We start from the raw sequence: 25,050 nt of genomic DNA, 5'->3' as shown, positions 1-25,050 counted from the left end.
GCAGAAAAAAGGGCCGTTGCCGGCCCTTCCCTTGCCCGCTCTCAGTCAAGCCGGAACGCAATTACGCTGTCGCCCAGCGTGGTCCCGAGTGATCCGTGACCGCCGGCTGCAATGATCACGTACTGCTTGCCATCGTTGCCGGTATAGGTCGAAGGCGTCGCCTGCCCACCTGCCGGCAATTCATGCTCCCAGAGCACTTCCCCGCTGTTGACGTCGTAAGCGCGAAAGAAGTTATCCGCCGTCGCCCCCTGAAATGCCAGCCCGCCTGCTGTGACCAGCGGGCCACCGTGGGCCACCATGCCCATCGGAAAACCGATCGGGAAACGTGCCTGCATGAAGTTGGTCTTGAGGTTTTTGGTCGTGCCCACTCGTCGTGTCCATACGGTTTTACCGGTGGCCAGATCGACCCCGGCCAGCGTCCCCCACGGTGGTGCAGTACAGGGAATGCCAAGGCTGGAGGCGAATCTTGAAATACGGATGGCGTAGTCACCGTTGAAATTCTCGTTCCAGTACGGTTTGCCTTCCTCGGTGAACAGGCGTTTTTCTTCTGCCTGCTCGGGCCGCTTGATCAGGTTGTAGATGTAGGCAAGGCGCACGGGTGCCGCAATGAGTAGTTGACGGTCAGGATCAACGGCCACCGAGCCCCAGTTGAATACACCAATGTTGCCGGGGTAGATCAGCGAGCCGGTCTCTGTGGCCGGTGTCCAGGGGTTGCCGTCATAACGAAGTCTGTTGTAGGTGATCCGGCAGGCCATCTGGTCAAAGGGCGTGACGCCCCACATGGATTTCTCCGTCAGCGCCGGCGGGATGAAGTTTAGCCTTGAGACCGGCTGGGTCGCAGCAAAGCGCTCGCCCGCAATGCCGCCTTCGGTGTGCACACTGACCTGATCGACAGGCACTATCGGCTCGCCCGTCAGGCGGTTGAGCACAAAGATGTTGCCTGCTTTGGTCGGCAGCAGCAGCCCAGGCTGCTTGCTGCCCTCTTTTCCCAAGGTCAGCAGCGAAGGCTGTGAGGGGTTGTCGCGGTCCCACAAGTCGTTGTTCGACGACTGGAATTTCCAGCGCAGCGCACCGGTCTTCAAGTCCAGCGCCACCAGTGCATCACGAAACTTCTCGGTGTTGCTGCCAGGGTCTCGCCGGGTGCCGGTTTCGTCAGGCGATGCGTTGCCGAAAGGAACGTACACCAGGCCGTTTTCAACATCGGCGCTGAGGGTTGCCCAGGCAACAGGTGTGTCCTGCGGATAGTTCCGGTCAGCCGTTACTGGCTGGGTGCTGTCCGGGTTTTGCGGGTCGAAGTTCCATACCAGCTCGCCGGTCATGACGTTGAAGGCGCGAATGACGCCGGACGGATTGCCAGCGCTATAACCGTTATCCATTACAGAACTGCCAATAACGATCAAATCGCCCGCAATGAGCGGCGCAGAGGTCTGCATCAGCGCATGAGGGCGAATCTTGCCCATGTTGACGCTCAAGTCGATCACACCGCCAGTGCCGAAATCACTGCACAGGTTTCCAGTGTCTGCATCAAGCGCGACCAGCCTGGCATCTGCCGTGGCGGTGATGATGCGTTTTGCGCATTGGACGGGCTGCTGCGTCTTGCCCGTCGCACCGGATATGGCGGAATAATAACTGACACCCCGGCAGGTCTGATGCTGCTGAAGGTAAGAACGTTTTTTCTCGGGCGTGTATTTCCAGGCCAGTTCTCCGCTCTGCGGATTCAGCGCATGCACTTCGTTATGAGGCGTACACACATATACCCGGTCGTTGATCTTCAGAGGCGTGGCTTCAAAGGTGTACTCGCCGGCATCCTTGCCTGCATCCCGCAGGTCGCCGGTATGGTATTCCCAGGCAACCGACAGCGTGCCGACGTTTTTCGGGGTGATCTGATCGAGACGGGAAAAGCGCTGACCTGCCTGGGTCCCGCCATATGCCGCCCAGTCATTGCCTGCCGAGTCGGCGCTGCGGGTGGTCACTTCGTTGCTGATCTGCCCTTGAAGCGGGTACGGGTCATGGAGCATCAGTGCGACCACAATCAACAGCATCACACCCAGCGTACTGCCGAGAAAGGGGTGAAAACGACGGTTATCGCTAGTCGAACGAGCCTGATAGAGCGGCCGCACCACCCAGGGCAGCGCCAGCCAAAGACCGATCAGTGCAAAAAGATCGCCGCGGGGGATCCACTGCCATTTGTCAAAGCCGACTTCGTAGACGATCCAGATCAGAATCCCCCACATGATCAATGCATACAGGGTCAGCACCGACTTCTTCTTCAGGAATACCAGAGTGGCCGTGGCCAGCAAGCCCAGGGCAATCACCGAGTAGGCTGGAGAACCCCCGGCGGCGACCAGTTGCGCCCCCATGAACAGCAGAATAAAACTCAGTATCGCGATCACGATACCTGTCGCTTTCAGCATCATCGTCCTTGTCCTTTCTTGTTATTCGATCTTGCGCCGCAGATGTTTCAAAAAACCGCTATCAGTTTTTGCGTGTCGCATCATCCAGCGCAAGGATGGTATGGGCGTTGGTGACGGTGGTCGCCAGCGTGTTGATCACCCCGGAACGCAAGGCCCCCAGTGTCGCGGCCGCCTTGGTGTTTTCACTGGCGATGGCGACTACATCCGGGATGCGAAACAGCTCATGTACGGTCAGACCGATGACCCTGCCCTGAATGGCATTGACTGCGGGCTGGCCGTGAATATCGATGAAATCATAGCCCATCATGTCCCCCACCGTGCCGGACAGCCTGGCCTGGGCAATCTCCTGCGGGGAAAACCAGCCCATACGCACCATGTTGCTGTTTTCGCTCATGTCACCAATGCCGATCAGTGCCATGTCGGCGCGACGGGCGCGGTCCAGCGTCGAGCGCACGGTGTCGTTGCTGATCAGGATACTGCGCAGCTCGGGGTTGGCTACCAGGGCCGGCGCGTAAAGGCTTTCGCTTTCGCCGCCGAAGCGCAGCGCCAGACGACGGCAAATGTGATCGGGGTTCATGTATTCGCCGGCCTTGAGCGAACCGCCGATGGCGCAGACAAATGTGCAGTTGCGCGTCACCGGTAGGAACACGTTGTCTGCCACTGCGCCAACGTTTCTGCCCATGCCGACCGCGACAATCATGCCGTCGCCCAGAGTCTTGTTCAGATAATTGGCGACCAGGCTGGCGACTGCCGAGCGCTGGGTATCGGGATCGCTGTGGTCAACTGCAATCAACGCCCGGTCCAGCTGGAAGCGCTCTACCAGCGCCAGTTCCAGCTCGTTGTTCATCGCCGGGTGCTGTAACACCCGTACTTCGACAATGCCCTCATCGCGTGCGCGTTTGAGCAGTCGGCTGACTTTTGCGCGCGACAGGTCAAAACGTTTGGCAATGGCTTCCTGAGTGACGTTCTCGAGGTAATACAGCATTGCGACTTCAGTCATCAGGTCGATGTCGCTGGCCATGCGCTGGGTACTGTCACTCATGTGGACGGGCTTCCGTTTCGGCGTCAAAGGCGCATTCTCCCTACTCCCGCCCGGTGCCGTCCACTCACTATTGATGCCCGTCGCGCTCTATCGCATTTATGCGCTCGACCTTGGCTCCGGAGCGGGCAGCCTCGAACTCCGACTCCAGAAAGGATTTGACGATGCTTTTCGCGAGTTCGGTGCCGATCACCCGTGCACCGATGGAAAGAATTTGCGCATCGTTGCTTTTGCGCGCCCGCTCTGCCGAATAGGTGTCATGGGCTTGCGCAGCACGGATACCCAAGACCTTGTTGGCCGAGATTGCCATGCCTATTCCAGTGCCACAGACAAGCACACCAAGCCGCTGCTCGCCGGCGTTGATCGCCGTAGCGACTGCCAGAGCAATGTCCGGATAAAGCACCGGCGCAGTGGAGTGTGTGCCGAAATCGGTCACCGGGTAGCCCAGCGTCTCGATATGGCGTTTCAACAATTCCTTGAGTTCATAACCCGCTTCATCACATCCGATAGCCACCGCGAAAGGTGTGTTCATGGCATCAGGCTCCGCTGCCGAGGTCTTATTATCCGATCAAATGTTCATTACTTGAAATTCCGACCACTCATTTCTCGGGCATTAACGGCGCAGTGTCAAGCTTGTTTTTGAATGATTGCTCAGCGAATACGCTTTAAAGAGGCAGGAGTGGCCAGAATCCAGCGTCTTAAAACTTTTACAGGAAAGAGATTGACTGATCAGAATTTCATTTTATACACATATGCTCACTGGTCGACTCATCAGTGCACCTAATAAGAATTCACAGCACGAGGACACGCCAATGGCTACGCCATTACTGCTCCAGGCTGAAAACGTCACCAAGGCCTATGCCGGCATCCCCGCCTTGCGTGACGGGCGTCTCTCATTGCGAGCAGGGAGCGTGCATGCCCTGTGTGGTGGCAATGGCGCAGGCAAGTCTACGTTCCTGAGTATCCTGATGGGCATCACCCAGCGTGATAGCGGCACCATCCTCCTCAATGACCAACCTGTGCAGTTCAGCCGTCCTGGCGACGCCCTTGCAGCTGGAATCGCAATGATTACCCAGGAGCTGGAGCCCATCCCCTTCATGACGGTTGCCGAGAACATCTGGCTGGGCCGCGAACCGCGCCGTGCCGGCTGCATCGTCGACAGCAAAGAGCTGAATCGACGTACCCGCGAACTGTTGGAAGAACTCGAGTTCGATGTCGACGCCACAAGCCCCATGCACTTGCTGAGTGTTGCGCAGATACAACTGGTGGAAATTGCCAAGGCGTTCAGTCATGACTGCGAAGTGATGATCATGGATGAACCCACCTCAGCCATTGGTGAGCGTGAGGCGCAAACCCTGTTCAAGGCCATTCGCCGACTGGCGGCCCGAGGTGCCGGCATTATCTATGTATCCCACCGCCTCAGCGAGCTGGCGCAGATTGCCGACGACTACAGCATCTTTCGAGACGGCGCCTTTGTCGAAAGCGGACGCATGGCTGATATCGACCGGGCACATCTGGTGCGCGGAATCGTCGGTCAGGAGTTGCAGCGCATCGATCACAAGGTCGGTCGTGAATGCGCTGCCGAGTGTTGCCTGGCGGTCGACAACCTGAGCCGTAACGGCGAGTTCGAAGACATCAGCCTGCAGGTGCGTCATGGCGAAATTCTCGGCATTTATGGCCTGATGGGATCAGGCCGCAGTGAGTTCCTCAACTGCCTGTATGGCCTGACCACGCCTGACTCCGGCAGCGTCACCCTGCAAGGCAGACCCATGCCGGTCGGCCTGCCCAAGGCGACCATTCGCGCCGGCGTTTCACTGGTCACCGAAGACCGCAAGGACAGCGGCCTGGTGCTCACTGGCAGCATCCTTTCCAACATCGCCCTGTCGGCTTACCGGCAGTTGTCGAACTGGTCGCTGATCGATGCCCGCAGGGAGCACAGGCTGGCCGAAGAGATGGTCAGGCGCCTGCAGATCAAGACGGCGTCGCTGGATCTGCCTGTCTCGTCGATGAGCGGCGGCAACCAGCAGAAAGTGGTGCTCGCCAAATGCCTGTCAACCGACCCGGTCTGCCTACTCTGCGATGAGCCGACTCGAGGCATTGACGAGGGGGCCAAGCAGGAAATCTATCACCTGCTGGATCAGTTCGTGCGCGCTGGCGGTGCCGCCATCGTGGTCTCGTCGGAGGCGCCGGAACTGTTGCGCCTTAGTGACAGAATTGCCGTGTTCAAGGGTGGCAGGCTGGTGACCATCAGCAGCGATGCCGATCTTTCCCAGGAAGTCCTGCTGAGTCTTGCCTCATGAATGCCAAAACCATTATCGCTCCCGCCACCAACGCAGCACCGCGCAGCCGTCTGCGCCTGTCCCTCGACCGCTTCGGCCTGCCGCTGGTGTTCATTCTGCTGTGTCTGGTAATGGCTTTTGCCAGCGAATACTTCATGACCTGGCGCAACTGGATGGACATCCTTCGCCAGACCTCGATCAACGGCATTCTCGCGGTCGGCATGACCTACGTGATCCTGACCAAAGGTATCGACCTGTCCGTCGGCTCTATTCTGGCGTTTGCCGGATTGTGCAGCGCTTTGGTGGCGACGCAGGGTTACGGCCTGCTGGCTGCGGTCAGTGCAGGGATGTTTGCCGGAGCGATGCTCGGTGTCGTCAATGGCTTCATGGTTGCCAACCTCTCAATTCCGCCATTTGTGGCCACTCTGGGCATGCTCAGTATCGCCCGTGGCATGACCTTCATTCTCAATGATGGCAGTCCGGTAACGGACCTGCCCGAAGAATACCTGGCGCTGGGTATCGGCCGGGTCGGCCCGATTGGTGTGCCCATCATCATCTTCGCCGTGGTCGCACTGATTTTCTGGATGGTGCTGCGCTACACCACTTACGGGCGTTATGTGTACGCCGTCGGCGGCAATGAAAAAAGCGCACGTACCTCCGGGATCGGCGTGCGCAAGGTCATGTTTTCGGTGTACGTGGTTTCCGGGTTGCTCGCGGGCCTGGCCGGGGTGGTGTTGTCTGCCAGAACCACGTCCGCCCTGCCCCAGGCCGGCATGTCCTATGAGCTGGATGCCATCGCAGCTGTGGTCATTGGTGGCACGAGCCTGTCCGGAGGCACCGGCAGTATCGTCGGCACATTGTTCGGTGCACTGCTGATCGGTGTGATCAACAACGGCCTCAACCTGCTGGGTGTGTCTTCCTATTACCAACAGGTCGCCAAGGGCCTGATCATCGTGTTTGCAGTGCTGATTGACGTGTGGCGCAAGAAAAAACGCTAGTTGCTTCCTCTGTATGAACGACTGACTACAACAATAACGAGGTTCTCATCATGAAATTCGGTACATCCCTGGCCGCCGTCGCGGCGCTCTCCCTGCTCGCCAGCAGCATTGCCCTGGCCGCCGATGGCAAGACCTACAAGATTGGCGCTGCAGTGTATGGCCTCAAGGGGCAGTTCATGCAGAACTGGGTACGTGAGCTCAAGGAGCATCCGGCGGTCAAGGACGGCACCGTGAAGATCAATGTATTCGACGGCAACTACGACGCGCTGACCCAGAACAACCAGATCGAAACCATGATCACCCAGCATTACGATGCGATCATTTTTGTGCCTATCGACACCAAGGCAGGCGTCGGCACCGTGGCAAGGGCAATGGAGAACGACATTCCGGTGATCGCCTCCAACACTCGGGTTGCCGGCAACAAGGTGCCTTATGTCGGCAACGACGATGTCGAAGGCGGCCGCCTGCAGGCACAGGCGATGGTCGACAAGCTCAAGGGCAAAGGCAATGTGGTGATCATTCAGGGGCCGATTGGCCAATCGGCGCAGATTGATCGGGAAAAGGGCGAGCTGGAAGTTCTGGGCAAACACCCGGACATCAAGATCATCGAGAAGAAGACCGCCAACTGGTCGCGTGCCGAAGCCCAGACATTGACCGAGGACTGGCTCAATGCCCATCAGAACGGTGGTATCTCCGGAATCATTTCGCAGAACGACGACATGGCGCTCGGTGCCTTGCAGGCATTGAAATCCCGCAATCTGAAGCCTGCTGACGTACCGATCACGTCCATCGACGGCATGCCTGATGCTATTCAGGCCGCCAAGAAAAATGAAATCACCACCTTCCTGCAAGACGCTCAAGCCCAGTCTCAGGGCGCCCTCGATGTCGCCCTTCGCACCCTGGCCGGGAAAGATTACAAGCCGCAGTCGGTGATCTGGGAGCGCTACGCCAATGACGTGAAGTGGGGCGACGGCACTGACAAGAACTACATTCTGCCGTGGGTGCCTGTCACCGACGCGAATGCCGACGCGCTGTATCAGCAGGTCAGCGGCGGCAAGTAAGCCATGCGTCGTCGCGCAGATGTGTGACGCGCAGCTTCAGGAAAGGCATTCCCACGCGGAGCATGAGGAACGAGAGGCGTCCCTGCCGACGCCGTTCGCCTAATGCTCCCAGGCTACAGCTACAGGAGTCATCTTCATGTCTGAATTCTGGAACAAGGCCTTCGATCTCGATGGCCGTTGCGCGGTCATCACCGGCGGGGCTGCCGGGATAGGTCTTGCCTGTGCCCGCTTGCTGGCAGAGCGCGGTGCGCGGGTTGCACTGCTGGACCGTGATCCGGCGGTGGTCGATGTGGCTGCCAGCCTTGGCAGCGCGCATGTCGGTATTGCGGTCGATCTGCGCCGGGTCGATCAGGCCAACAGCGCCGTCGACAAGGCTTTCGAGCACTTCAAGCGCATTGACTACCTGGTCAACAGTGCCGGTGTGGCCCTGCTGGACAAGGCTGTCGATGTCAGCGAAGACGCTTGGGACACGACACTGGATATCAACCTCAAGGCCAGTTTCTTCGTCGCCAGGGCCTGCGCGCGACACATGCTCGGCCAAGGCAGCGGACGCATTGTCAACCTTGCCTCGCAGGCCGCAGTCATTGGCCTGGACCGGCACGTCGCCTACTGCGCAAGCAAGGCCGCAGTGGTCGGCATGACCAAAGTGTTGGCCATGGAGTGGGCACCGCACATCAACGTCAATGCCATCTCGCCCACCATCGTCGAGACCGCACTGGGCAAAAAAGCCTGGGCGGGCGAAGTCGGAGAACGGGCCAAATCGCAGATTCCGGCAGGCCGCTTCGCCCAGCCGGAGGAAATAGCCGGGCTGGTGCTGTACCTGCTGAGTGACGCCGCCAGCATGATCACCGGCGAAAACGTAGTGATCGACGGCGGCTACAGCATCCAGTAATTCATTTTCCTGTCGTGAGGTTTATCGTCATGTCCACCGTCACCGAACGCACTGCCGAACAACTCTCTCCTGTGATTCCGGCCACCATGCAGGCGGTGGTTTGCTACGGCCCGGAAGACTACCGGCTGGAGACCGTCGATGTGCCGACGCCCGGCCCTGACGAGATTCTTACCAAGGTCGAGCTGTGCGGGATCTGCATGGGCGACATCAAGACCTATCGAGGCGCGCCCTCTTTCTGGGGCGATGCCGAGCAGCCCCGCTATGTCAAACCACCGATGATTCCCGGCCATGAATTTGTCTGCCGAGTGGTCGCGCTCGGCCCCGGAGCGGAAAAGCGCGGTGTACAGATCGGCGACCGGGTGATCTCCGAACAGATCGTGCCGTGCTGGGGCTGCCGCTTCTGTAACCACGGGCAATACTGGATGTGTCAGAAACACGACCTGTATGGCTTCCAGAACAACGTGCAGGGCGCGATGGCCCAGTACATGATCTTCACCAAGGAAGGCATCATCCATAAAGTGCCGGATTCGATTGCCCCGGACGAAGCGATCCTGATCGAACCGCTGGCCTGCTCGTTGCACGCTGCAGAGCGGGCCAACGTCGATTTCGACGACATCGTGGTCGTTGCCGGCGCGGGTACGCTGGGCCTCGGAATCATCGGCGCAGTACGTATGCGTAACCCGAAAAAGCTCATTGTGCTCGACATGAAGCCCGAGCGCGCCGCTCTCGCCCTGCGCATGGGCGCCGATGAGGTATGGAACCCCGCCGAAGTCGATGTGCTGGCAAAGATCCGGGAGATAACCGGCGGCTACGGTTGCGACATCTATATAGAAGCCACAGGGCACCACAAGGCGGTCAATCAGGGCTTGGCGATGCTGCGCAAACTCGGTCGTTTCGTGGAGTTCAGCGTGTTCAATGACGAGGCCACGGTGGACTGGTCGATCATTGGTGACCGCAAGGAGCTGGACGTGCTCGGTTCGCATCTCGGGCCCTATATGTACCCGCGCGCCATCGACTTTATCGGTAACCGCAAGATCGACATGCGCGATGTGGTCACGCACAAGTTCCCCCTGGCGGACTTCAAGCAGGCGTTTGCCGTCATGGAGCGCGGCGACAAATCACTGAAGGTCGTTCTGGAGCCTTGATCCACCCGATCCTTATAAAAAGAACACAGGAAATCGCGTTATGAATCGAGTGATAAACGATCCGGACCAAGTGGTCGAGGACATGCTGCGCGGCATTCTGGTTGCGCACCCCGAACTCTCGCAGAGTGCCGGCAACCCGCGGGTCATCAGTAAAACCCGGCCGTCCGTGCAGGGTTCCGTCGGTATCGTCACGGGGGGAGGATCGGGCCACGAGCCAGCCTTTCTTGGCTACGTCGGCCCCGGTCTGGTGGACGCCGTTGCGGTGGGCGAGATTTTCTCCTCGCCCACCGCGAAAAGTTTCTTCGACGCCTTCCGTGCGGCGGATCATGGGGCTGGAATCGCCTGCCTGTACGGCAATTATGCGGGCGACAACATGAATGTGAAGCTGGCAATGAAAATGGCTGCCAGCAAAGACCTGCAAGTCCGGACCGTGGTTGCCAATGACGATGTGGCCTCCGCGCCCAGATCCGACATTGCCAAGCGGCGTGGTGTGGCCGGGGAAATTTTCATGTGGAAGGTCGGTGGCGCGGCGGCCGCACAAGGTTACGATCTGGATGGCGTGATACGTGTTGCGCAAAAAGCCGTGGACCAGTGCCGCTCCATCGGAGTTGGTCTGACGCCCTGCACCATTGCCGCAGTCGGCAAGCCAAACTTTCAGATCCCGGACGGCAAAATGGAGCTGGGCATTGGCCACCACGGCGAACCGGGGATCGAGGTCGTTGCGATCGAGTCCGCAGCGGCGATGGCAGAACGCATGCTGACGCCGATTCTCGCCGACAGGGATTTCAGCGCCGACGACAGCGTTGTCGTGCTGGTTTCCGGCCTTGGAGCGACACCGGTCATGGAGCTGTACATTTTCTACGCCGAAGTGGAGCGCCTGCTCGAGGCGCGGGATTTGAAGGTCCATCGCTGCTACGTCGGCAATTACTTCACGTCGCTGGAAATGATGGGCGTAACCCTGACCGTGCTGGGCCTGGATGCCGAACTGAAAACCCTGATCGACCACCCTTGCCGTTCCATCGGCCTGACACAGGCGGAGTGAACCATGAACCAGCCTTTCTCAGAGCAATTCTCTACCCGACATGGCACGGCCATCGTTGCCGATCTGGTGAGCGTGATTGTCGCCAACCGCGAATACCTCAGCGCGGTTGATGGCGCGATTGGTGACGGCGACCACGGTATCAACATGGCCAAGGGTTTCGCGCATTGCGGCCGGACCATCGAAGGCCGCCAATTGAGCCTTGCAGAAGCTCTGGATGAACTGACCCTCAGCCTCATGGAAGGCATCGGTGGCTCCATGGGGCCGCTGTACGGAAGCCTGTTTATCGGCATGGCCGATCGGGTGCGTAGCAGTGAGCAGATCAACGCCGCTACCTTCGCCAACCTGCTGCGCGGCGGGCTTGCTTCATTGCAGGACATCACCGAAGCCAGTGTCGGCGACAAGTGTCTGATGGACACCCTGATTCCAGCCGTAGAAGCCTTCGAGCATGCCCACGCCCGAGGTGAATCATTCGGCGCAGCCCTCGATGCGATGAAAAACGCTGCATCACAAGGGCGCGATTCCACCCGTGATCTAGTCGCGAAGATAGGCCGAGCCAGTCGTCTGGGCGAACGGTCACTCGGCGTACTGGATGCAGGCGCGGTATCGTGCTGCCTGATATTGACGCAACTGGCGGATTCGGTGCAGGCGCGGCTGACGTGAGCAAAGGCCATCACTCATGAAAATCATTCATGAGACTATCCCGATAACGCCCCATTGTTGGCTAAATGACAGACCTATAAGGTGATCCGGACATCACAGCGGATCTGTTTACGCGGATTCGCTCGAGTTTCACCTGGAAACTGTTCATGTAAAATCCGAAAAAATCACCGTAGTCATCGGTGCAGGCTCCATAAAGCAAGCCATTGCCCGCCCTGTCAGCGCGGGCAGACACGTGACCAAGTGGGGGCTCTGGCTGCCCTGTTGCTGGGCCCGGAAGGCTCGTTCATCACCGGCAGCGACTTCTTGATGGACGGCGGCGTAACGGCCCGTACCGGTACGGCGATCTGGCCGCGGAATAGTTACTCGCCGTTATTGGCCGCGTGGTAGTCGCCATCCGAGACCTTTTCCATCCAGTCAACCACCTCGCCTTCCAGCGCTTCGGCAATGGCGATGTGGGTCATGGCCGTCGTAGCGGTTGCACCATGCCAATGCTTGACGTCGGGCGCAATCCACACGGTATCGCCGGGCTTGATCATGCGAACCGGCTGGCCTTGTTCCTGCACCAGCCCGGCACCTGCCGTGACGATCAGCGTCTGCCCCAAGGGATGGGTGTGCCAGGCAGTGCGGGCTCCCGGTTCGAACGTCACCGTAGCTCCGCTTATTCTCGCGTCTTGCGAGCCCTTGAATGGCGCGTCGACACGCACGACGCCGCTGAAGTAATCGATGGGGCCGCTGGCTGAAGGCTGTGAACCGCTGGAGTTGATGACGATCATGGGGATCCTTGAGCGCTGTTAGAAGGCACTTCAATCTACCGGCCGAGAAATACTGCGACTATCCGCTAGAATCCGAGAATACTTATCGACGGGACTCATCAATGCTTCGGGAAAACGCTGCCGACCTGCTTGCCTTTTTTGCAGTCGCCAAAGAGCGAAGCTTTACCAAGGCAGCTGCCAGACTGGGTGTTTCACAATCCGCACTGAGTCACACCGTTTGCGGCCTTGAAGCGCGCCTTGGACTGCGCCTGCTGACACGTACCACGCGCAGCGTATCGCCCACGGAGGCTGGCGAACGCCTGATCCAGAAAGTAGGCCCGCATTTCGATGAAATCGAAATCGAGCTGGCAGGACTGAGCGACCTGCGCGACACCCCTGCCGGAAAGATTCGCATCAACGCGATGGATCACTCGCTGGACCTCATCATTCACCCAGTACTCAAGAACTTTTTGCACAAATACCCGGACATCAGTGTTGAGGTGTGTTGCGACTACAGCTTCGTCGACATCGCCGCCGAAGGGTTCGATGCGGGCGTGCGACTGGGTGAAGCTGTCGCGGACGGAATGATAGCGACCCGCATAGGCCCGGACATGCGCCTGTCAGTGGTCGGCTCTCCAGCCTACTTCGAAAACCGCACGAAACCCGAGACGCCCAGAGACCTTACCGCGCACCGCTGCAATAATCTGCGCCTGCCTACCAATGGCGGCCTGTATGCCTGGGAGTTCGCCAAAGACGGCGAAACCCTCAATGTGCGAGTTACAGGCCAGGTCACGTTCAATGGTGTCTATCCGCTTCTGGACGCGGCGCTCGACGGTTTCGGGTTGAGTTACATCCCGCACGATCTGGTTGCCTAACCTATCGAAGCCGGACGTCTGATTCAGGTGCTGGAAGACTGGTCACCGACCTTTGCCGGCTTCCATCTCTATTACCCGAGCAGACGCCAGGCATCGCCTGCGTTTGCCCTGCTACTGGAAGCGTTGCGTTACAGGTGATTGATAAAACGATCGAAACGTGCGGCTCGGCAACGATCAATCACTGCGCATGCGCACGCGACCTGACGGGCTCGCCGTTCTTCTCGGCATAATGACGTGCGCGACGCAGCACATGCTGGGTGGCTCTGCGCGCCTCCTCCTTGTTGAGTTCAACATGCGCTTCCAGCAATTGCTGGGCCTGTCGCGGTCGACGTTGCAGGAGGGCCTTGAGAATGCTGCCATGCTCTTCGTACGTTGCATCGATTCTGGAGGTGCTGAATTCGAGACGCCGGATGGTCCTGGTCTTCTCGGTGATCTCGTAATGCAGCCTGGCCATTTCCCGGTTACCCACCGCCTCGACCAACGCGCAATGGAACCGTTCGCCCAGCCCTGCGAGGATATCGGTGTCCCTCAATCGGTCTTTTTTCGGCACCAGCCATGTGCTTATGAGCTCGTCGATCAACGGCTCGACGCTCAAGTCCATCAAACCCAGCCTGGCGAGCGCCGCCAGCTCGAGCACCACACGAACGTCATACAGTTCTTCGAAGTGACGAGGGTCGAACGGCCGCACCTGCCAGCCGCTTCGGTAATAAACCTCCACATACCCTTCCTGCTCCAGCCGGAACAGTGCCTGCCTGACCGGAGTACGGCTGGCCTGAACACGTTCGGCCACCTCACCCTCGGTAAATCGTTCGCCTGGTAACAAGCGAAACTCGGAAATGTCTTCTTTGATTCGGGCATAAATCCGCTCGGACATGTTCTCCGGGCGTTCTTTCGACTTTTTCGCACATGCTGTCTGCATTGATGATTCGTCCTTGTAATCCGGTTACTTAACCTTGGCGCAACTGATCTGCAGCACTGCCGGACATCCACCAGCGTGGAAAATCTGCAATACCTTCAATCACCGCATCCACGTTTTGCCGATGGGCCTCAAACAGCGTCGGATCATATTTTCCGGTACGCACCAGCAGGCTGCTGGCCCCGACGGCTTTTGCCCCTGCGCAGTCAGTCAGAACGTCATCGCCTACTACCAGAGTGCGGCTGGCGCAGGTATTGATTTTGCGCAAGGCAGCCTCGAAGAACATCGACGACGGCTTGCCCATGACCAGAGCCTTTACCCGCGCTGCGGCTTCAAGCCCGACGATGAAGGCACCGCAATCGAGGCGCTCACCGTCACGATCAAACCAGAACAGGTTTTTTTGCAATGCAATGAGACGAGCACCGCCTCGCAACATACGGAAACAGCGATTCAACGTGGCGTAATCGAAGGCTTCGCCGATATCGCTGATGACGACTACATCCGGGTTCGTGTCGTCTGTAACGATGCCACTGAACGCCGCCCGCATCGAATCGGGGACCAGCAGATGGCACTTGAGGTCAGGGTGTTGCTGCAAATATCCCAGACACGCCGTGGTAGCGGTCTGAATTTCGTCCGGGACGACCTCTATTCCGGCGTGGCAAAGCTCCTCTGCCAGCGCCTCCGGCATCTTTGCCGTGGTATTGGTCAGCAATTGCAGCCTTAAACCCTGGGAACGCGCGAAGCTCAATGCATCGGCTGCGCCCGGTAGAGGCTGTCCCTTGAGCATGAGTGTGCCGTCGATATCTAAAAGCAGGCTGTCGAAGCGCATGGGCATGGATAAGCTCCCTGTGGCTGAAATTATCGAGTCAGGTATCAGGATGTGGCTGTCAGCCATTGGCGAATCGCGGGCAGTGGCACCTCAGCGTCGGCAGGACGTGGCAACGGCGTGCTGCTGGCGTCCAGCAATACGCCACGCAACCAAGGGTCAGTGGCACATACCGTGTGGTCGCCCCCTTTTCGGCTGAGGCGAACGGCGTATTCTGAGCGAGCGGCCAGCAGCCGGGTGCCTCGTGGGGACTGCCAGTAGCAACCGCCCGTCCAGCCGTCGGGAAAGACCTGCACGTCGGCGCACTGGAACATCGTCCACTGATCCTGAAACGGCTGCGCCAGGCTTTTGCGCCAGGCGTCGGTCACTGAGCCAGGGTCGTGTCCGGACAGCGCAAGTCGCGCCGAATTGAACAGCACCAGACCGTTGTCGGCCGGATGAAAGACTGCCGCGCTTTTTCGCATATCCGGCGTGCCTGACGAGTCGTAGACCAGCCAGCCCTGCTGCTCGAAAAAAGTATTGGGGCAAAGGTCGTGATGGACCGGTGCCATGCCGTGATCCGAATGAGCAATGCAGCGTAACTCGCGACCCGCCGCATCGACGCAGCGCAGGATCAGCTCATCGACCCACCCCGATATCTCGTCGAACAAGCGCTGCCCAACCTCTTGCATCCGTTCGCTGGCCCAGCCTGGCGCGAGGTATTTGAGCAAATGATGTGACAACAGATCCACCACCGGGTAATAACCAATGACCCGCTGTGCGTCACCGGCTCTGACTGCGCCGACAATGTCTTCGCAAAAGCTTTCATGCATCTCTCGCATCAGCTCCAGCAGCAACCATTCCGCAGCACCCTGCCCGCCCTCATCCAGCCGCTTGCCCAGCTCTCCGGTGCGATACAGCACCGTCAGGTCATTGGCCACGTAGGCCTTGCCTGCGTCGCCCTGCAGATCAAGCGCCTGGACCTCCCGATAACCGAAACTGATCACACAGACGCGCTCTTCGATATGCACCGCGCGCATTGCAATCGCCCTGCACACATTACCCGGGGCCTGTCCCGACAATGGCACGTGCACCGTGCTGCCCAGCGGCAACCGGTACTCGGGACGGCCTTGGTCATCGGGCCAGTCGAGCACCGCACCGTCCTGTTGAACACTGACCCTGGCAATCACATCGAGCGCCTCGGTACGCAGGCAGCCACCGTTTTCGATGACCTCGGGACGTAGCGAAAACCCCTGATACACAGAGCTTTGCCCAAGCAAGGCGTGCCCCAGCCTGTCAGGCTGGACAAAGGGCACGGCACACAGGCGGAACGTTATGCCCTGGCGCGCCCACTCATCCCAGACCATATCGATGTGACGGGGCCAGACCTGAAAGGCATCCGCGACCGCCAGGCAGTCCTGCGGCGTTGGTGCAGGGATGAGATAGCCCGTCAGACCGTGCTCGCTGGCTGCCACGCCGCTGAAGATCGAAAACAGCGATGGCGGAGTCTGGCAATTGGGCGACAGTGGCAGCAAGGGGTAACACGGCCATTGCGCCGAGAGCAGTCCAGGCTGTCGTGCCCGGTAACGCTTGACCAACTCCCACGACAGGCCGTCGATCAACAGCCATACCAATGGATCAGCGCCCTTCATGAAGCGATCCGGCGTTGAGAGTCGTCCACCGCCCAGCGGGCCACCACAGCAACACGCCGCCTCAACTGCTCAAGCGAACCGCTGTTGGGCAGTACATAATCCGCTTCGATCCGGCGCATCTGCAGATCCAGTGCGCTGTTTTCCACCACACTGATATCGCCTCGCTGACCAAGACGCGCTTGTCTCACGGATGAATCGGCAAGCACCTTGATCACTTGGAAGCCTTGCGTCTGAAGGTACGGCCAGTCAACAGTGTCGTCGCGCAGGTCGTCATTGATGACAACCTGAGCGCAGGACCGGGTGAGTCGTCGGGCAAAGTTTGTGACCAGCGACTGGCTGCCCAGATCCCTCAGCTCGCGTGCGATGCACTCCAGCAAACGCTGATTCTGGCTGCCGCTCGTCACTTCCACTCCGGCCTGCTCGTAGAACATGCCTTGTAACTCGTACAGGGGCTGGGCGAGCTTGACGAGCTCTACCGACAACCCGGCCGCTTCGAAATACTCACGCAGTAACCGGGCGGTTGTACTCTTACCGGAACCGCTGGGGGCCACAAGCGCCAGACGCAATTGGATAGTGTGGTTCATAGGATCTCCTTATCAGGCGCTGATCAACTCACGCGCCACGCCCACACGGCTTTGCCACTGTACTCCGAGCAGCCCACGGACGATTTGCGGCGGTATGCTGTCGGTCAGCGAACCGGCATCCAGCAGGCCGTGCCAGGTCGAGGTAACGAAACGATGCGGCCACTCGAAGAGCGTGGGGGAGTGAATGTGTTCCAGAATTGCATCGCGGTCCATTGCATGGACCTGCAATTTGCCCCGCGCCGACACGTTGGGCAGTATGACGGTCTCCAGCCAGCCACAGCCTTCCGGACTGGCCTTGAGTGCGGCACGCATGGCTTCAGGTTTGCACAGGCGTTTTTCGGTATGCGCAATCGACAGATCATCGGCCACCGCGGCCAGATCGAGTCGCTTTGCCAGTTCCGGATGTGTACGTAATGTGCCTACACCGACATGCGGGTAATCCGGCCAGCCGCGGGCGCGAATCCGACCGTCGAGATTGTCCAGCAACAGCTTGTCCCCGGAAAAGTACAGGTATTCATCGGACAGTACCAGGTCGAGCATGGTGGTAGTCTTGCCGGCCCCCTTCGCACCGCCAATGGCAACAATTCCGCCGTCCGGCCCGACCACCGCCGACGCATGCATGATCACACTGCCTTTGGCCTGTTCGACCAGCAGCCCGTAATAACGCACCAGCTCGATCAAGTGGATGAATGCATTTTCGTCGCCATGAAAATCAACCGTGTGACGCGCCCGGTCAATCCGGTAACCGACCCGTGTATCGGCGTCCCAGGCATAGTCCAGCCCCGTCTGCTGGTCATGGCCGCGCAAGACCCGCAGGGTAAAACCGGGGGCGTATGTTTCGCGGATGATGTCAGGCGTTATGCACAAGTCCATCCACTCCGGGTTGAACGCGGCGCTGTCGTGTAGACGCACCCTCAGGTCGACGGCTGTCTGGCCGTCGTCGTCCACCTCGGCAAAGTAAGGCGTGAGGAACACCCGCAGCCGCTGGGCCAGTGCCGAGCCGGAGGTTCGATCGTCCAGCTCGAAGCGATAGCGTCCATTGCAAAGATAACGGCTCATGAGTGCAGGCTCTCCGGGGTTGCGATGAAGGGCGATGGCGAATGCAGGAAGGCAAAACGGTCAGTCAGGGGCCAGCACTCCTGGCGACGCAGGCTCAGAAATGTCTGCAGGCGCTCCATCAGCCTGCGCAGATCGGCATTGATCGACTGAGGGTCTATTGCGCCCCGGCACTTGAGAAAACGTACCTCACCGCGCGTCGTACTTCCCGCCTGCGAATCGAGCGGCGTGCAGGTCTCGAAGGTGATCGCGAAGAGGTTGCCGCTGTCCACGGATTCACACGGGGCACTGAACGCATAACGTCGGTACTCGCCAAGCGCCTGCAACGTGCTATCAATGTTCATGGCCATGGCCTCCAGCGTCGGTGAGCCCAGCGACAAGTGCTTTACGGTGCCGGACAGATTGCCCGGCGCGCTGCGAAACAGCTGTACGATGGGTTCATTGACCGCCAGTTTGCGTTTGCGGCTGCAGTGCTCGACCCATACATAACCACCGTCTTCCGCCTTGGCGGCGGTTACCTGATGGTCCCAGACCTGAAATTCGTCACCGCACTGACTGGTGAACGGCGCTATTTCCGGGCTGAAACTTGCGTCGAACCAAGCTTCGCCGAGCATTCGGGCATGGCAGTCAGGCGTCAGCTCGAAGGACTCGACGTAGGTCTGCCCACTGGTGGCGTAGCGACATTCCCAATTGTTGATCGCCAAATGGTTGCGCTCGAAGGCATTACGCAGCGCGATCAACAGGTTTTGCGGGACGGCAGGCTGCTCGATTTCAAGCGGCGGCTGTACAAAAAGCGAACGATGCACATCAATGCGATTGAGCAAGTGGCTGATATGCACCTGGTCCGCCTGCAAGCGAATGATCGCCAGCGGGATGGCGGCACCGGACAGGTTGTCACAGCGTTCATCGCCCAGCGCGCCGTGCGATGCCTCCAGAAGCATCGCCCCGTCGGCATCCCAGCGTGCCAGTACCCGGTGGCGGCCTCGCAGGTCGGCGACGGCGGTCAGATCCCCCAGCAAAGCCATGTCCGTAGCAACGGCATACAACCGGTAGTCATCGCTGCCGAACGGCTCCTGATGGCGAATTTTCCAGCTACCAAACACAATAGCCGTCTGCGTGATCGTGGATTGCGGCATGGTCATCTCCCCGGCAATGTGAGTTCAGAGCCGACTCGCCTGACGGGCAAAGTCGAGTTTCGAATAGAGATCCTGTTGAAACGGCAGGCGTCGCTCCGCCAGAAAATCACGCATCACATTGGATACGGCTTCAAAGTCCTCCTCCACCTCACGCAGTGTGTGCAAAGTCCTGCTGCGGCAATATTCGACTTCGACCTGAGCGAACTCCGCACTCCCGTCAACCATGCGGCAAACATCGAAATACGCCCCAAAACCATTACCGGTCCTCAGCGATTCGAAATTGATGTCGATCCGCGTGCGTCGGAACGGCTTGAGCCGACGCAGGTTTGCCGAAGTCATCGAGCGGGCGTGAGTTTCGATATCGGCAAACGCGACCGGTTGATCGGTGTTGAAGTCCTCGCGGCGCAATTCCGCGTTCTCGAGAAACCATTTGCGCTTGACCGCCATCAGCCCGTCGGCTTGGGGAATGAACGAGATGTACCCGGTTTCGCGGGGGTCGCCAGTCACCTCGAAGATATGCGACTCATAATCGTAGGTTTGAAAATCACGGTCGATTTCCAACACCAGATCCTTGAAAGCTCCCTCTCCGAACGCCTTGTGCATCGCGGTGGACAACTGCCACATGTCAGGTATCTGAAACGAGGTGAATTTACGTTCCAGTTCCATTTCCGGACGCCAGCGCACGTACCAGCAGTCGTCGCTAAGCATCGGTTGCGAAACGGCCACACGCGCAGCAGCGGACCTGGCCAGACGTTGCCACGCCCTCCAGGAAGCACGTTCAACCGGTTCGACATCCATCAGATGCAGAAACAAGGCACCGGCTTCGCCCTCGTGGATGTAGTGATAGACGCTGCATTTATCGAGGTGATGCACCACCGCCAGGGTTGCCATCAACGCCTGATCGGACGGTCGACGATTGAGTGTCGGATCCAGCATATGCATGCGCGAACGGCTGTCCTGAGTGCGCTTGCGTTGCCCGGCATTGAAGACCTGAAAGTCGAAGTCCTTCATGGGCATCGGCACATGGGTGTGATGGGCATTGGAAAGCCACTGCGCATGCAGCGTGCCGCTGGGGATAAACAGACCATTGTCCGAGTGGCGGGCTCGCGCAGCTTCTGTGTCGACAATGGAAACCAGCGCGGAGTCGAGGCTGCCGTTGAGAGTGTGTGGATCGAAAAACAACAGTGAAATATCCGTAGTCATTGCAGTTCCCGTATCTCGTTGACAGTGTGAGGCAGCGCCTTGGGGCTCTGGCTGAAAGTGATCCGTTGTCCGGCAAGCCCCTGCTGATACAGCGCTTCGGACTCCACCGCAGGAATGCCGTGTTCGCGCAACAGAATCGAAAGGTGGCAAAGCATGGACGCCTGCTCGAAGACAAATCCGCGCGCGAACGGCAGCAATGCCGCCAGGGCAGCATAAGGGCGCGGCGAGACCACGATTGCCTGTCCGTCGTGAACCCGCAGTTGCCGCTCAAGCTCTTCCAGTTCAGTGCCCAGCGAGCTGGATGAAGGGATCGAATTGATCGACACAGTGGCCGAAATACTCAGCTCCTCCAACTGCCGCCCCGCCGTGACCAGCACCACCGGTCCGTCGGCATAACCTGGAGAAATCAGACGGATTTCCGTGGCGTCCTGCACCTGAACGAACGTCGACAGCGGCGAAAAATCGATCAGATGCAACTGCTGCCCTGCCCTTACCCATTCCAGTTGCACCGAGCCCAGCAGTTCGCCAGCCGCGTGGGTGATGCTGTGCAGTTGTTGCGCATCGGCAGGGCCATTCGGGTCGTTGGTGGCCAGGCGCGCGCGTTGAGTGCCGGCAATGCCGCGATTGATCGCCAGCAAGCCTTCCGATGACCATTCGCAGGTCGTCGAGCCGTCATCACATGCCTGAGTGATGAGCCCGGTTTCACCCTTCAGAAACTCGCGCAGCACGAAACACACCACGCGCTCGTCACTGAGTTCAAGCAGTCGTTCACGCACTGCGCCCCGCTCGATGATCTGCTGGCGAACCTGGTCGGAGAAGTCCAGTACCACTTGATCGGTTTTGAGCCTGTCCAACAGTGCCTGGCTCATGGCCGATTCGAGCAGGCCTTGGCGATTGGCCTTTATCAGCAATGCCTGGCCTGCCGAAACGTCATGGCTTTGCGCGAATAAAGCCAGTGGACGGCGCTTGCTTCGAAAATACTGCGCAAAGGCAGGCAATGGGCGGAAGTCCGTGAGTGCATCGTCACTGGCAAGGTACAGTTCAGTCCACTCCAGCAGCGGTTCCAGGCTGCGCGCTTCCCGCAGACTGGTGACGGGTCTTGCCTGAAGCAGCCAGAGTTGCCGTTCATCCACTGCCCATTCGATGTCGGCAGGCATGCCCAGCGCCGCAGATGCTCTGGAGGCCAGCGCGGCCACCTCCAGCAGCAAGGTCGTGTGTGGTTCCAGCGCCGGGTCACAGTCCAGCAGTTGTCGGGCACCGATCCGCGCCGACATGCCCTTCTCCACTCCGGACACCATCGCTTCACCCAGCGATGCGACCGTTTCAATCAGCGTAACCGCCTCACCGCTCAGTGGATCGTGGCTGAACGCAACGCCTGCGAAGCGCGCCTTGACCATGCGCTGCATGATCACCGTCATCTCGACCGGTGTTTCCAGCATCGATGCTCGCAAGCGTTCTAGGATGGCCTGACGCGAAACTCCGGAGCGCCAGACATCCAGAATCGCTGCCTTGAGCGCTGGCAACCCCTTGACCGACAGATGAGTGCTGAAAATTCCGGCGAAACTGTGCTGGTTGCCATCCTCGATATTCGCCGAAGACCGCACGGCAAGTTCGTTGCCGGCGTCAAAACCGGCCTGCCCGAGCAACATCTGAAGATGGCTGTCGGCAGCGTCACTCCATTCGAACTCGGCCAGCCGGGCGATTCTGTCCATGTGCTCGTCAAGGAAGGCACCGGCGGTGATCCGCACGGTTTTCAACGTGTCCTCAATGGCCTGTTTGCGGCTTGCGAAGTCCTGCCATAACACGCGGTAATCTGCATCCTGCAGAGCGCTCAGGGCGGGCACCGGCAGATCACCGGCAAGGTGTTTCAAAGTCGAGTATTTACTGGACACGACGGCCTCCAGCTTTTTGCCAGACCCGGCAGGGTCTTGTCATCGCGGCGGCTGACCAGCGACTCAAAGGCATGCAGCGCTACCGAGCGGTCGCCGGCATAGTTGTTGAGCTGAGGATCGAGCGACGAGACCGGATCGGCGTAACCGATACGCAGGTCTTGCGCCGAGACACTGCCGGCGGCCAGAACGAGGGCCGACGCCAGCAACGAACGAACGAGTGGTTTCATGGGTGATTCCTTGTACGCAATGGCAGAGGGTGACGAGCTTCAGGCGCTCGTTCAGTTTTGGTCGTTCAGATGACACGCGCTCCGGTGGTTCGACGAAACCTCCCTCAGCGCTGGAGCTTCCTCGCGGCAACGCGCCATGGCGTGTGGGCAGCGAGGGTGGAAATGACACCCGGCGGGCGGGTTCAGCGGACTGGGGATTTCCCCTTTGATCGCGTCATAGCGGGTACTGCGAATATCGAAGCGCGGGATCTGCGCCAGTAAAGCCTGGGTATAGGGATGATTGCCACGCGCAAACAGGTCATCCACCGATGCTGTCTCGACCACACGGCCCAGGTACATCACGACGACACGGTCGCAGAGGTGCTCGACCACGCCAAGATCGTGGCTGATAAACAGGTAGGTCAGCCCCAGCTCGTCACGCAGGTCCATGAACAGGTTGAGAATCTGTGCCTGAATCGACACATCCAGCGCCGCCACCGATTCATCGCACACCAGCAGTTCCGGCTGCACTGCCAGCGCACGGGCAATACCGATGCGCTGGCGTTGTCCGCCGCTGAACTGATGGGGATAGCGCTGACGCATCTGCGGGCTGAGCCCGGCCCGTTGCAACTGGGCACTGACGTAATCGTCCGCGCCTTTGCGGTCGGTCAGGCCGTGCAACAGCGCGCCTTCGCCAACAATAACGGTCGACCCGCAGGCGCGGGTTGAGACTCGATGATGGGTCCTGGAAAATCATCTGCACCTTCAGGCGCAGCGCCTTGCGCTCCTGCGGTGTCAGGCTGTCAAGCGGTTTACCGTCTACCCATGCGTTGCCCGACGAGACTGGCAGCAGCCCGGCAACCATGCGTCCCAATGTCGATTTACCGCAGCCTGATTCACCCACCAGGCCGACCACTTCGCCGCGCATGATGCGCAGATCGACGCGATCCACTGCATGGGTCACGGGTTTCGGACGGGTCAGATGCAATCGCTGCAACAGCCCTTGAAGGGAGTGCCCATCCACCGGTTTACCGAAGGTCTTGCTGACCTGACTCAGCTCGATAAGGGGAATCTGATTACTGTGCATCGGCGGCTTCCGGGTGAAAACAGCGAACTGTCTGGCCTGGTCTCGCCTCGTGAGACAGGGGGTCCTGCGTGCACATTTATGGAAGCATTCTGAGTGCGCATGATGGCGTAGCCCGTTGACGGGGAACGTCACACAAGCCGGGCCGTATAGGCATTAGCGCGCAAGGCAGTGTCTGCTCCAGCCGTGCGCGCTGGCGCAATTGCATACGGAGGGGCCTAGTCCAGGCCCACTGCTCGCTTACTCAGCGTAAATGCTCTGCAACAGTGCATCGTGAGCGCTGGCCTCGTGCATGATCATCTCCGGCAGCAGGACTTTTGCGCAGGTGGCGATCTCATCGACGAGCGCCGCTGCTACATCGGACAACGGGTGGGCGAAGGCTGAAATCAGACCGAAGAAAAAAGGAATGTTGCACGCAATCGGCCTGACCACCACGCCCTGCAGCGGTACGCCGATGGCCGTGAAAGGATCGACCAGCGCAATGCCCAGCCCGACCTTGGCCATCTGCATGGCAATCAGCGACGTATTGGTATCGAGCATGCGCGGCGGCGGCCCCCCGACATCCTGAAAAGCCTTGTCTATGCGCCGACGAAAGCGATAAGGATTGGCCATGGTGATCAGGGTCTGCTGACGCAGCAGTTCCATTGACAACACGTCATAAGTGGCCAGCTCCGAGTCAGCGGGCAAGACCGCCACGCAAGCCGCCTCCCCGATCCAGTGAATATCCAGGCCGCGATGTTCCAGCGGCAGGCTTACGGCACCCAGATCCATGGTTTTCGACAGCACGGCTTGAACCACATGCTCCGGAGACATGCTCTGCAACTGGATTTGCTGGGGGCTCAGGTGCTCAGGCAAGCGTGACAGGGCCGTCGGCAGCAGGCCCGCCGCCAGGGCCGAGATCGCCACCAGCTTGATCTGGTGGTTTTCTTCGTGCGCAATATGTTGCGCACGCTGACGGATGTTAGAACGCCCAGCAGCGCGCTCTCCACTTCGCCATACATCATGAACGCCTTGTGGGTGGGCGTGACCTTCGGCCCGCTGCGCTCGAACAACGCAAAACCCAGTTCCTGCTCAAGCTCCTGAATCGCCCGTGTGACCGATGGCTGAGAACGGCCGAGCATTTTCCCGGCAGCAGTGACACTGCCTGCCGACATGACTGCCGCGAAGGCTTCGAGCTGACGCAAATCCATAAGCATGCCTTGATCGATACATAGACGTTTGGGACGAGTATTACGACGCGCGCCCCCGGCGAGCTCAAGGCGCTAACGTGTATACAGTAGCGGCCCATAGGCCTTGATTATGACACCCTGACACTCTAATTTGTCTTCCGTCCAAAAACCCGCAAAACTGGCAGCGGGC

At 59.4% G+C, this 25,050-nt stretch carries 20 protein-coding genes and 4 pseudogenes; 9 read left to right on the top strand and 15 right to left on the bottom strand.

Annotated elements, in window-relative coordinates; genetic code table 11:
• Nucleotides 1–41: 41 nt before the first annotated feature.
• From MME58_RS13515 to rpiB, 3 genes are all read right to left on the bottom strand, one after another.
• Nucleotides 42–2,417 carry a glucose/quinate/shikimate family membrane-bound PQQ-dependent dehydrogenase gene (locus MME58_RS13515; protein WP_055005747.1) on the bottom strand — a complete coding sequence of 792 codons (2,376 nt, stop codon included), beginning with the start codon at nt 2,415–2,417 and terminating at the stop codon, nt 42–44.
• A gap of 58 nt (nt 2,418–2,475) precedes the next feature.
• On the bottom strand, nt 2,476–3,456 hold the full coding sequence (locus MME58_RS13510; RefSeq protein ID WP_054988658.1) for a sugar-binding transcriptional regulator: 981 nt from the start codon (nt 3,454–3,456) through the stop codon (nt 2,476–2,478).
• 67 nt (nt 3,457–3,523) lie between these two features.
• Entirely contained in the window at nt 3,524–3,985 is a 462-nt protein-coding gene (rpiB, locus tag MME58_RS13505; protein ID WP_055005746.1) for a ribose 5-phosphate isomerase B, read from the bottom strand.
• Nucleotides 3,986–4,265: 280 nt separating this feature from the next.
• On the opposite strand from rpiB, the gene MME58_RS13500 reads away from it, so the two are divergent.
• The 8 genes from MME58_RS13500 (at nt 4,266) to MME58_RS13465 (ending at nt 11,917) form a co-directional block, all read left to right on the top strand.
• Nucleotides 4,266–5,753: a sugar ABC transporter ATP-binding protein gene (locus MME58_RS13500; protein ID WP_054988656.1), complete on the top strand. Its 1,488-nt coding sequence runs from the start codon at nt 4,266–4,268 to the stop codon at nt 5,751–5,753.
• Nucleotides 5,750–6,730: an ABC transporter permease gene (locus MME58_RS13495; protein ID WP_054988655.1), complete on the top strand. Its 981-nt coding sequence runs from the start codon at nt 5,750–5,752 to the stop codon at nt 6,728–6,730. Before MME58_RS13500 ends, MME58_RS13495 begins: the two co-directional genes overlap by 4 nt.
• A 50-nt stretch (nt 6,731–6,780) precedes the next feature.
• Nucleotides 6,781–7,791: a substrate-binding domain-containing protein gene (locus MME58_RS13490; RefSeq protein WP_122239148.1), complete on the top strand. Its 1,011-nt coding sequence runs from the start codon at nt 6,781–6,783 to the stop codon at nt 7,789–7,791.
• A gap of 136 nt (nt 7,792–7,927) precedes the next feature.
• Nucleotides 7,928–8,683: an SDR family oxidoreductase gene (locus tag MME58_RS13485; RefSeq protein ID WP_055006286.1), complete on the top strand. Its 756-nt coding sequence runs from the start codon at nt 7,928–7,930 to the stop codon at nt 8,681–8,683.
• A gap of 29 nt (nt 8,684–8,712) precedes the next feature.
• Nucleotides 8,713–9,828 (top strand): MDR/zinc-dependent alcohol dehydrogenase-like family protein, encoded by a 1,116-nt coding sequence (locus tag MME58_RS13480; protein WP_054984170.1) that lies wholly within the window; start codon nt 8,713–8,715, stop codon nt 9,826–9,828.
• A gap of 40 nt (nt 9,829–9,868) precedes the next feature.
• Nucleotides 9,869–10,870: a dihydroxyacetone kinase subunit DhaK gene (locus MME58_RS13475; RefSeq protein ID WP_054984169.1), complete on the top strand. Its 1,002-nt coding sequence runs from the start codon at nt 9,869–9,871 to the stop codon at nt 10,868–10,870.
• 3 nt (nt 10,871–10,873) lie between these two features.
• The gene (dhaL, locus tag MME58_RS13470; RefSeq protein WP_054984168.1) at nt 10,874–11,530 is read left to right on the top strand and encodes a dihydroxyacetone kinase subunit DhaL; all 657 of its coding nucleotides are present in this window, start codon (nt 10,874–10,876) and stop codon (nt 11,528–11,530) included.
• A gap of 81 nt (nt 11,531–11,611) precedes the next feature.
• A complete protein-coding gene (locus MME58_RS13465; protein ID WP_082427495.1) occupies nt 11,612–11,917 on the top strand; it encodes an SDR family oxidoreductase in 306 nt (101 codons plus the stop codon).
• Here MME58_RS13465 and MME58_RS13460 read toward each other — a convergent pair.
• Nucleotides 11,890–12,303, bottom strand: a complete 414-nt coding sequence (locus MME58_RS13460; protein ID WP_055006287.1) for a (R)-mandelonitrile lyase — start codon at nt 12,301–12,303, stop codon at nt 11,890–11,892. The two genes, MME58_RS13465 and MME58_RS13460, sit on opposite strands and share 28 nt — an antisense overlap.
• A 101-nt stretch (nt 12,304–12,404) precedes the next feature.
• Here MME58_RS13460 and MME58_RS13455 point away from each other — a divergent pair.
• Nucleotides 12,405–13,295: pseudogene (locus MME58_RS13455) on the top strand (LysR family transcriptional regulator).
• A 40-nt stretch (nt 13,296–13,335) separates the two neighbouring features.
• Here the strand turns inward: MME58_RS13455 and MME58_RS13450 are convergent.
• The 11 genes and pseudogenes from MME58_RS13450 to MME58_RS13395 form a co-directional block, all read right to left on the bottom strand.
• Complete coding sequence (locus MME58_RS13450) at nt 13,336–14,076, bottom strand: GntR family transcriptional regulator (protein WP_055006288.1); 741 nt, start codon at nt 14,074–14,076, stop codon at nt 13,336–13,338.
• A gap of 28 nt (nt 14,077–14,104) precedes the next feature.
• On the bottom strand, nt 14,105–14,902 hold the full coding sequence (locus tag MME58_RS13445; protein ID WP_054984176.1) for an HAD-IIA family hydrolase: 798 nt from the start codon (nt 14,900–14,902) through the stop codon (nt 14,105–14,107).
• Between the two features lie 44 nt (nt 14,903–14,946).
• Entirely contained in the window at nt 14,947–16,530 is a 1,584-nt protein-coding gene (locus MME58_RS13440; protein ID WP_055006289.1) for an alkaline phosphatase family protein, read from the bottom strand.
• Nucleotides 16,527–17,114, bottom strand: coding sequence for a hypothetical protein (locus tag MME58_RS13435; protein ID WP_055006290.1), 588 nt, complete (start codon nt 17,112–17,114; stop codon nt 16,527–16,529). Before MME58_RS13435 ends, MME58_RS13440 begins: the two co-directional genes overlap by 4 nt.
• A gap of 12 nt (nt 17,115–17,126) precedes the next feature.
• Nucleotides 17,127–18,173, bottom strand: coding sequence for a hypothetical protein (locus tag MME58_RS13430; protein WP_054984163.1), 1,047 nt, complete (start codon nt 18,171–18,173; stop codon nt 17,127–17,129).
• Nucleotides 18,170–19,306: a hypothetical protein gene (locus MME58_RS13425; protein ID WP_055006340.1), complete on the bottom strand. Its 1,137-nt coding sequence runs from the start codon at nt 19,304–19,306 to the stop codon at nt 18,170–18,172. The genes MME58_RS13430 and MME58_RS13425 overlap by 4 nt, the downstream gene beginning before the upstream one ends.
• A 24-nt stretch (nt 19,307–19,330) precedes the next feature.
• Entirely contained in the window at nt 19,331–20,509 is a 1,179-nt protein-coding gene (locus tag MME58_RS13420; protein WP_055006291.1) for a hypothetical protein, read from the bottom strand.
• Nucleotides 20,506–22,401: a PEP/pyruvate-binding domain-containing protein gene (locus MME58_RS13415; protein ID WP_055006292.1), complete on the bottom strand. Its 1,896-nt coding sequence runs from the start codon at nt 22,399–22,401 to the stop codon at nt 20,506–20,508. The genes MME58_RS13420 and MME58_RS13415 overlap by 4 nt, the downstream gene beginning before the upstream one ends.
• Nucleotides 22,402–22,406: 5 nt before the next feature.
• Nucleotides 22,407–22,628 (bottom strand): annotated as a pseudogene (locus MME58_RS13410) (ABC transporter substrate-binding protein); the annotation flags it as partial.
• Nucleotides 22,629–22,679: 51 nt separating this feature from the next.
• Nucleotides 22,680–23,694: pseudogene (locus MME58_RS27465) on the bottom strand (ABC transporter ATP-binding protein).
• Between the two features lie 237 nt (nt 23,695–23,931).
• Nucleotides 23,932–24,881, bottom strand: a pseudogene (locus tag MME58_RS13395) (LysR family transcriptional regulator).
• Nucleotides 24,882–25,050 lie beyond the last annotated feature (169 nt).

Origin of the sequence: Pseudomonas syringae pv. tagetis (assembly GCF_022557255.1) — a bacterium.
GTDB lineage: Bacteria > Pseudomonadota > Gammaproteobacteria > Pseudomonadales > Pseudomonadaceae > Aquipseudomonas > Aquipseudomonas caricapapayae.
Note: the sequence above shows the minus strand (reverse complement) of the source record. Positions and strands in the feature narration are given on the sequence as shown.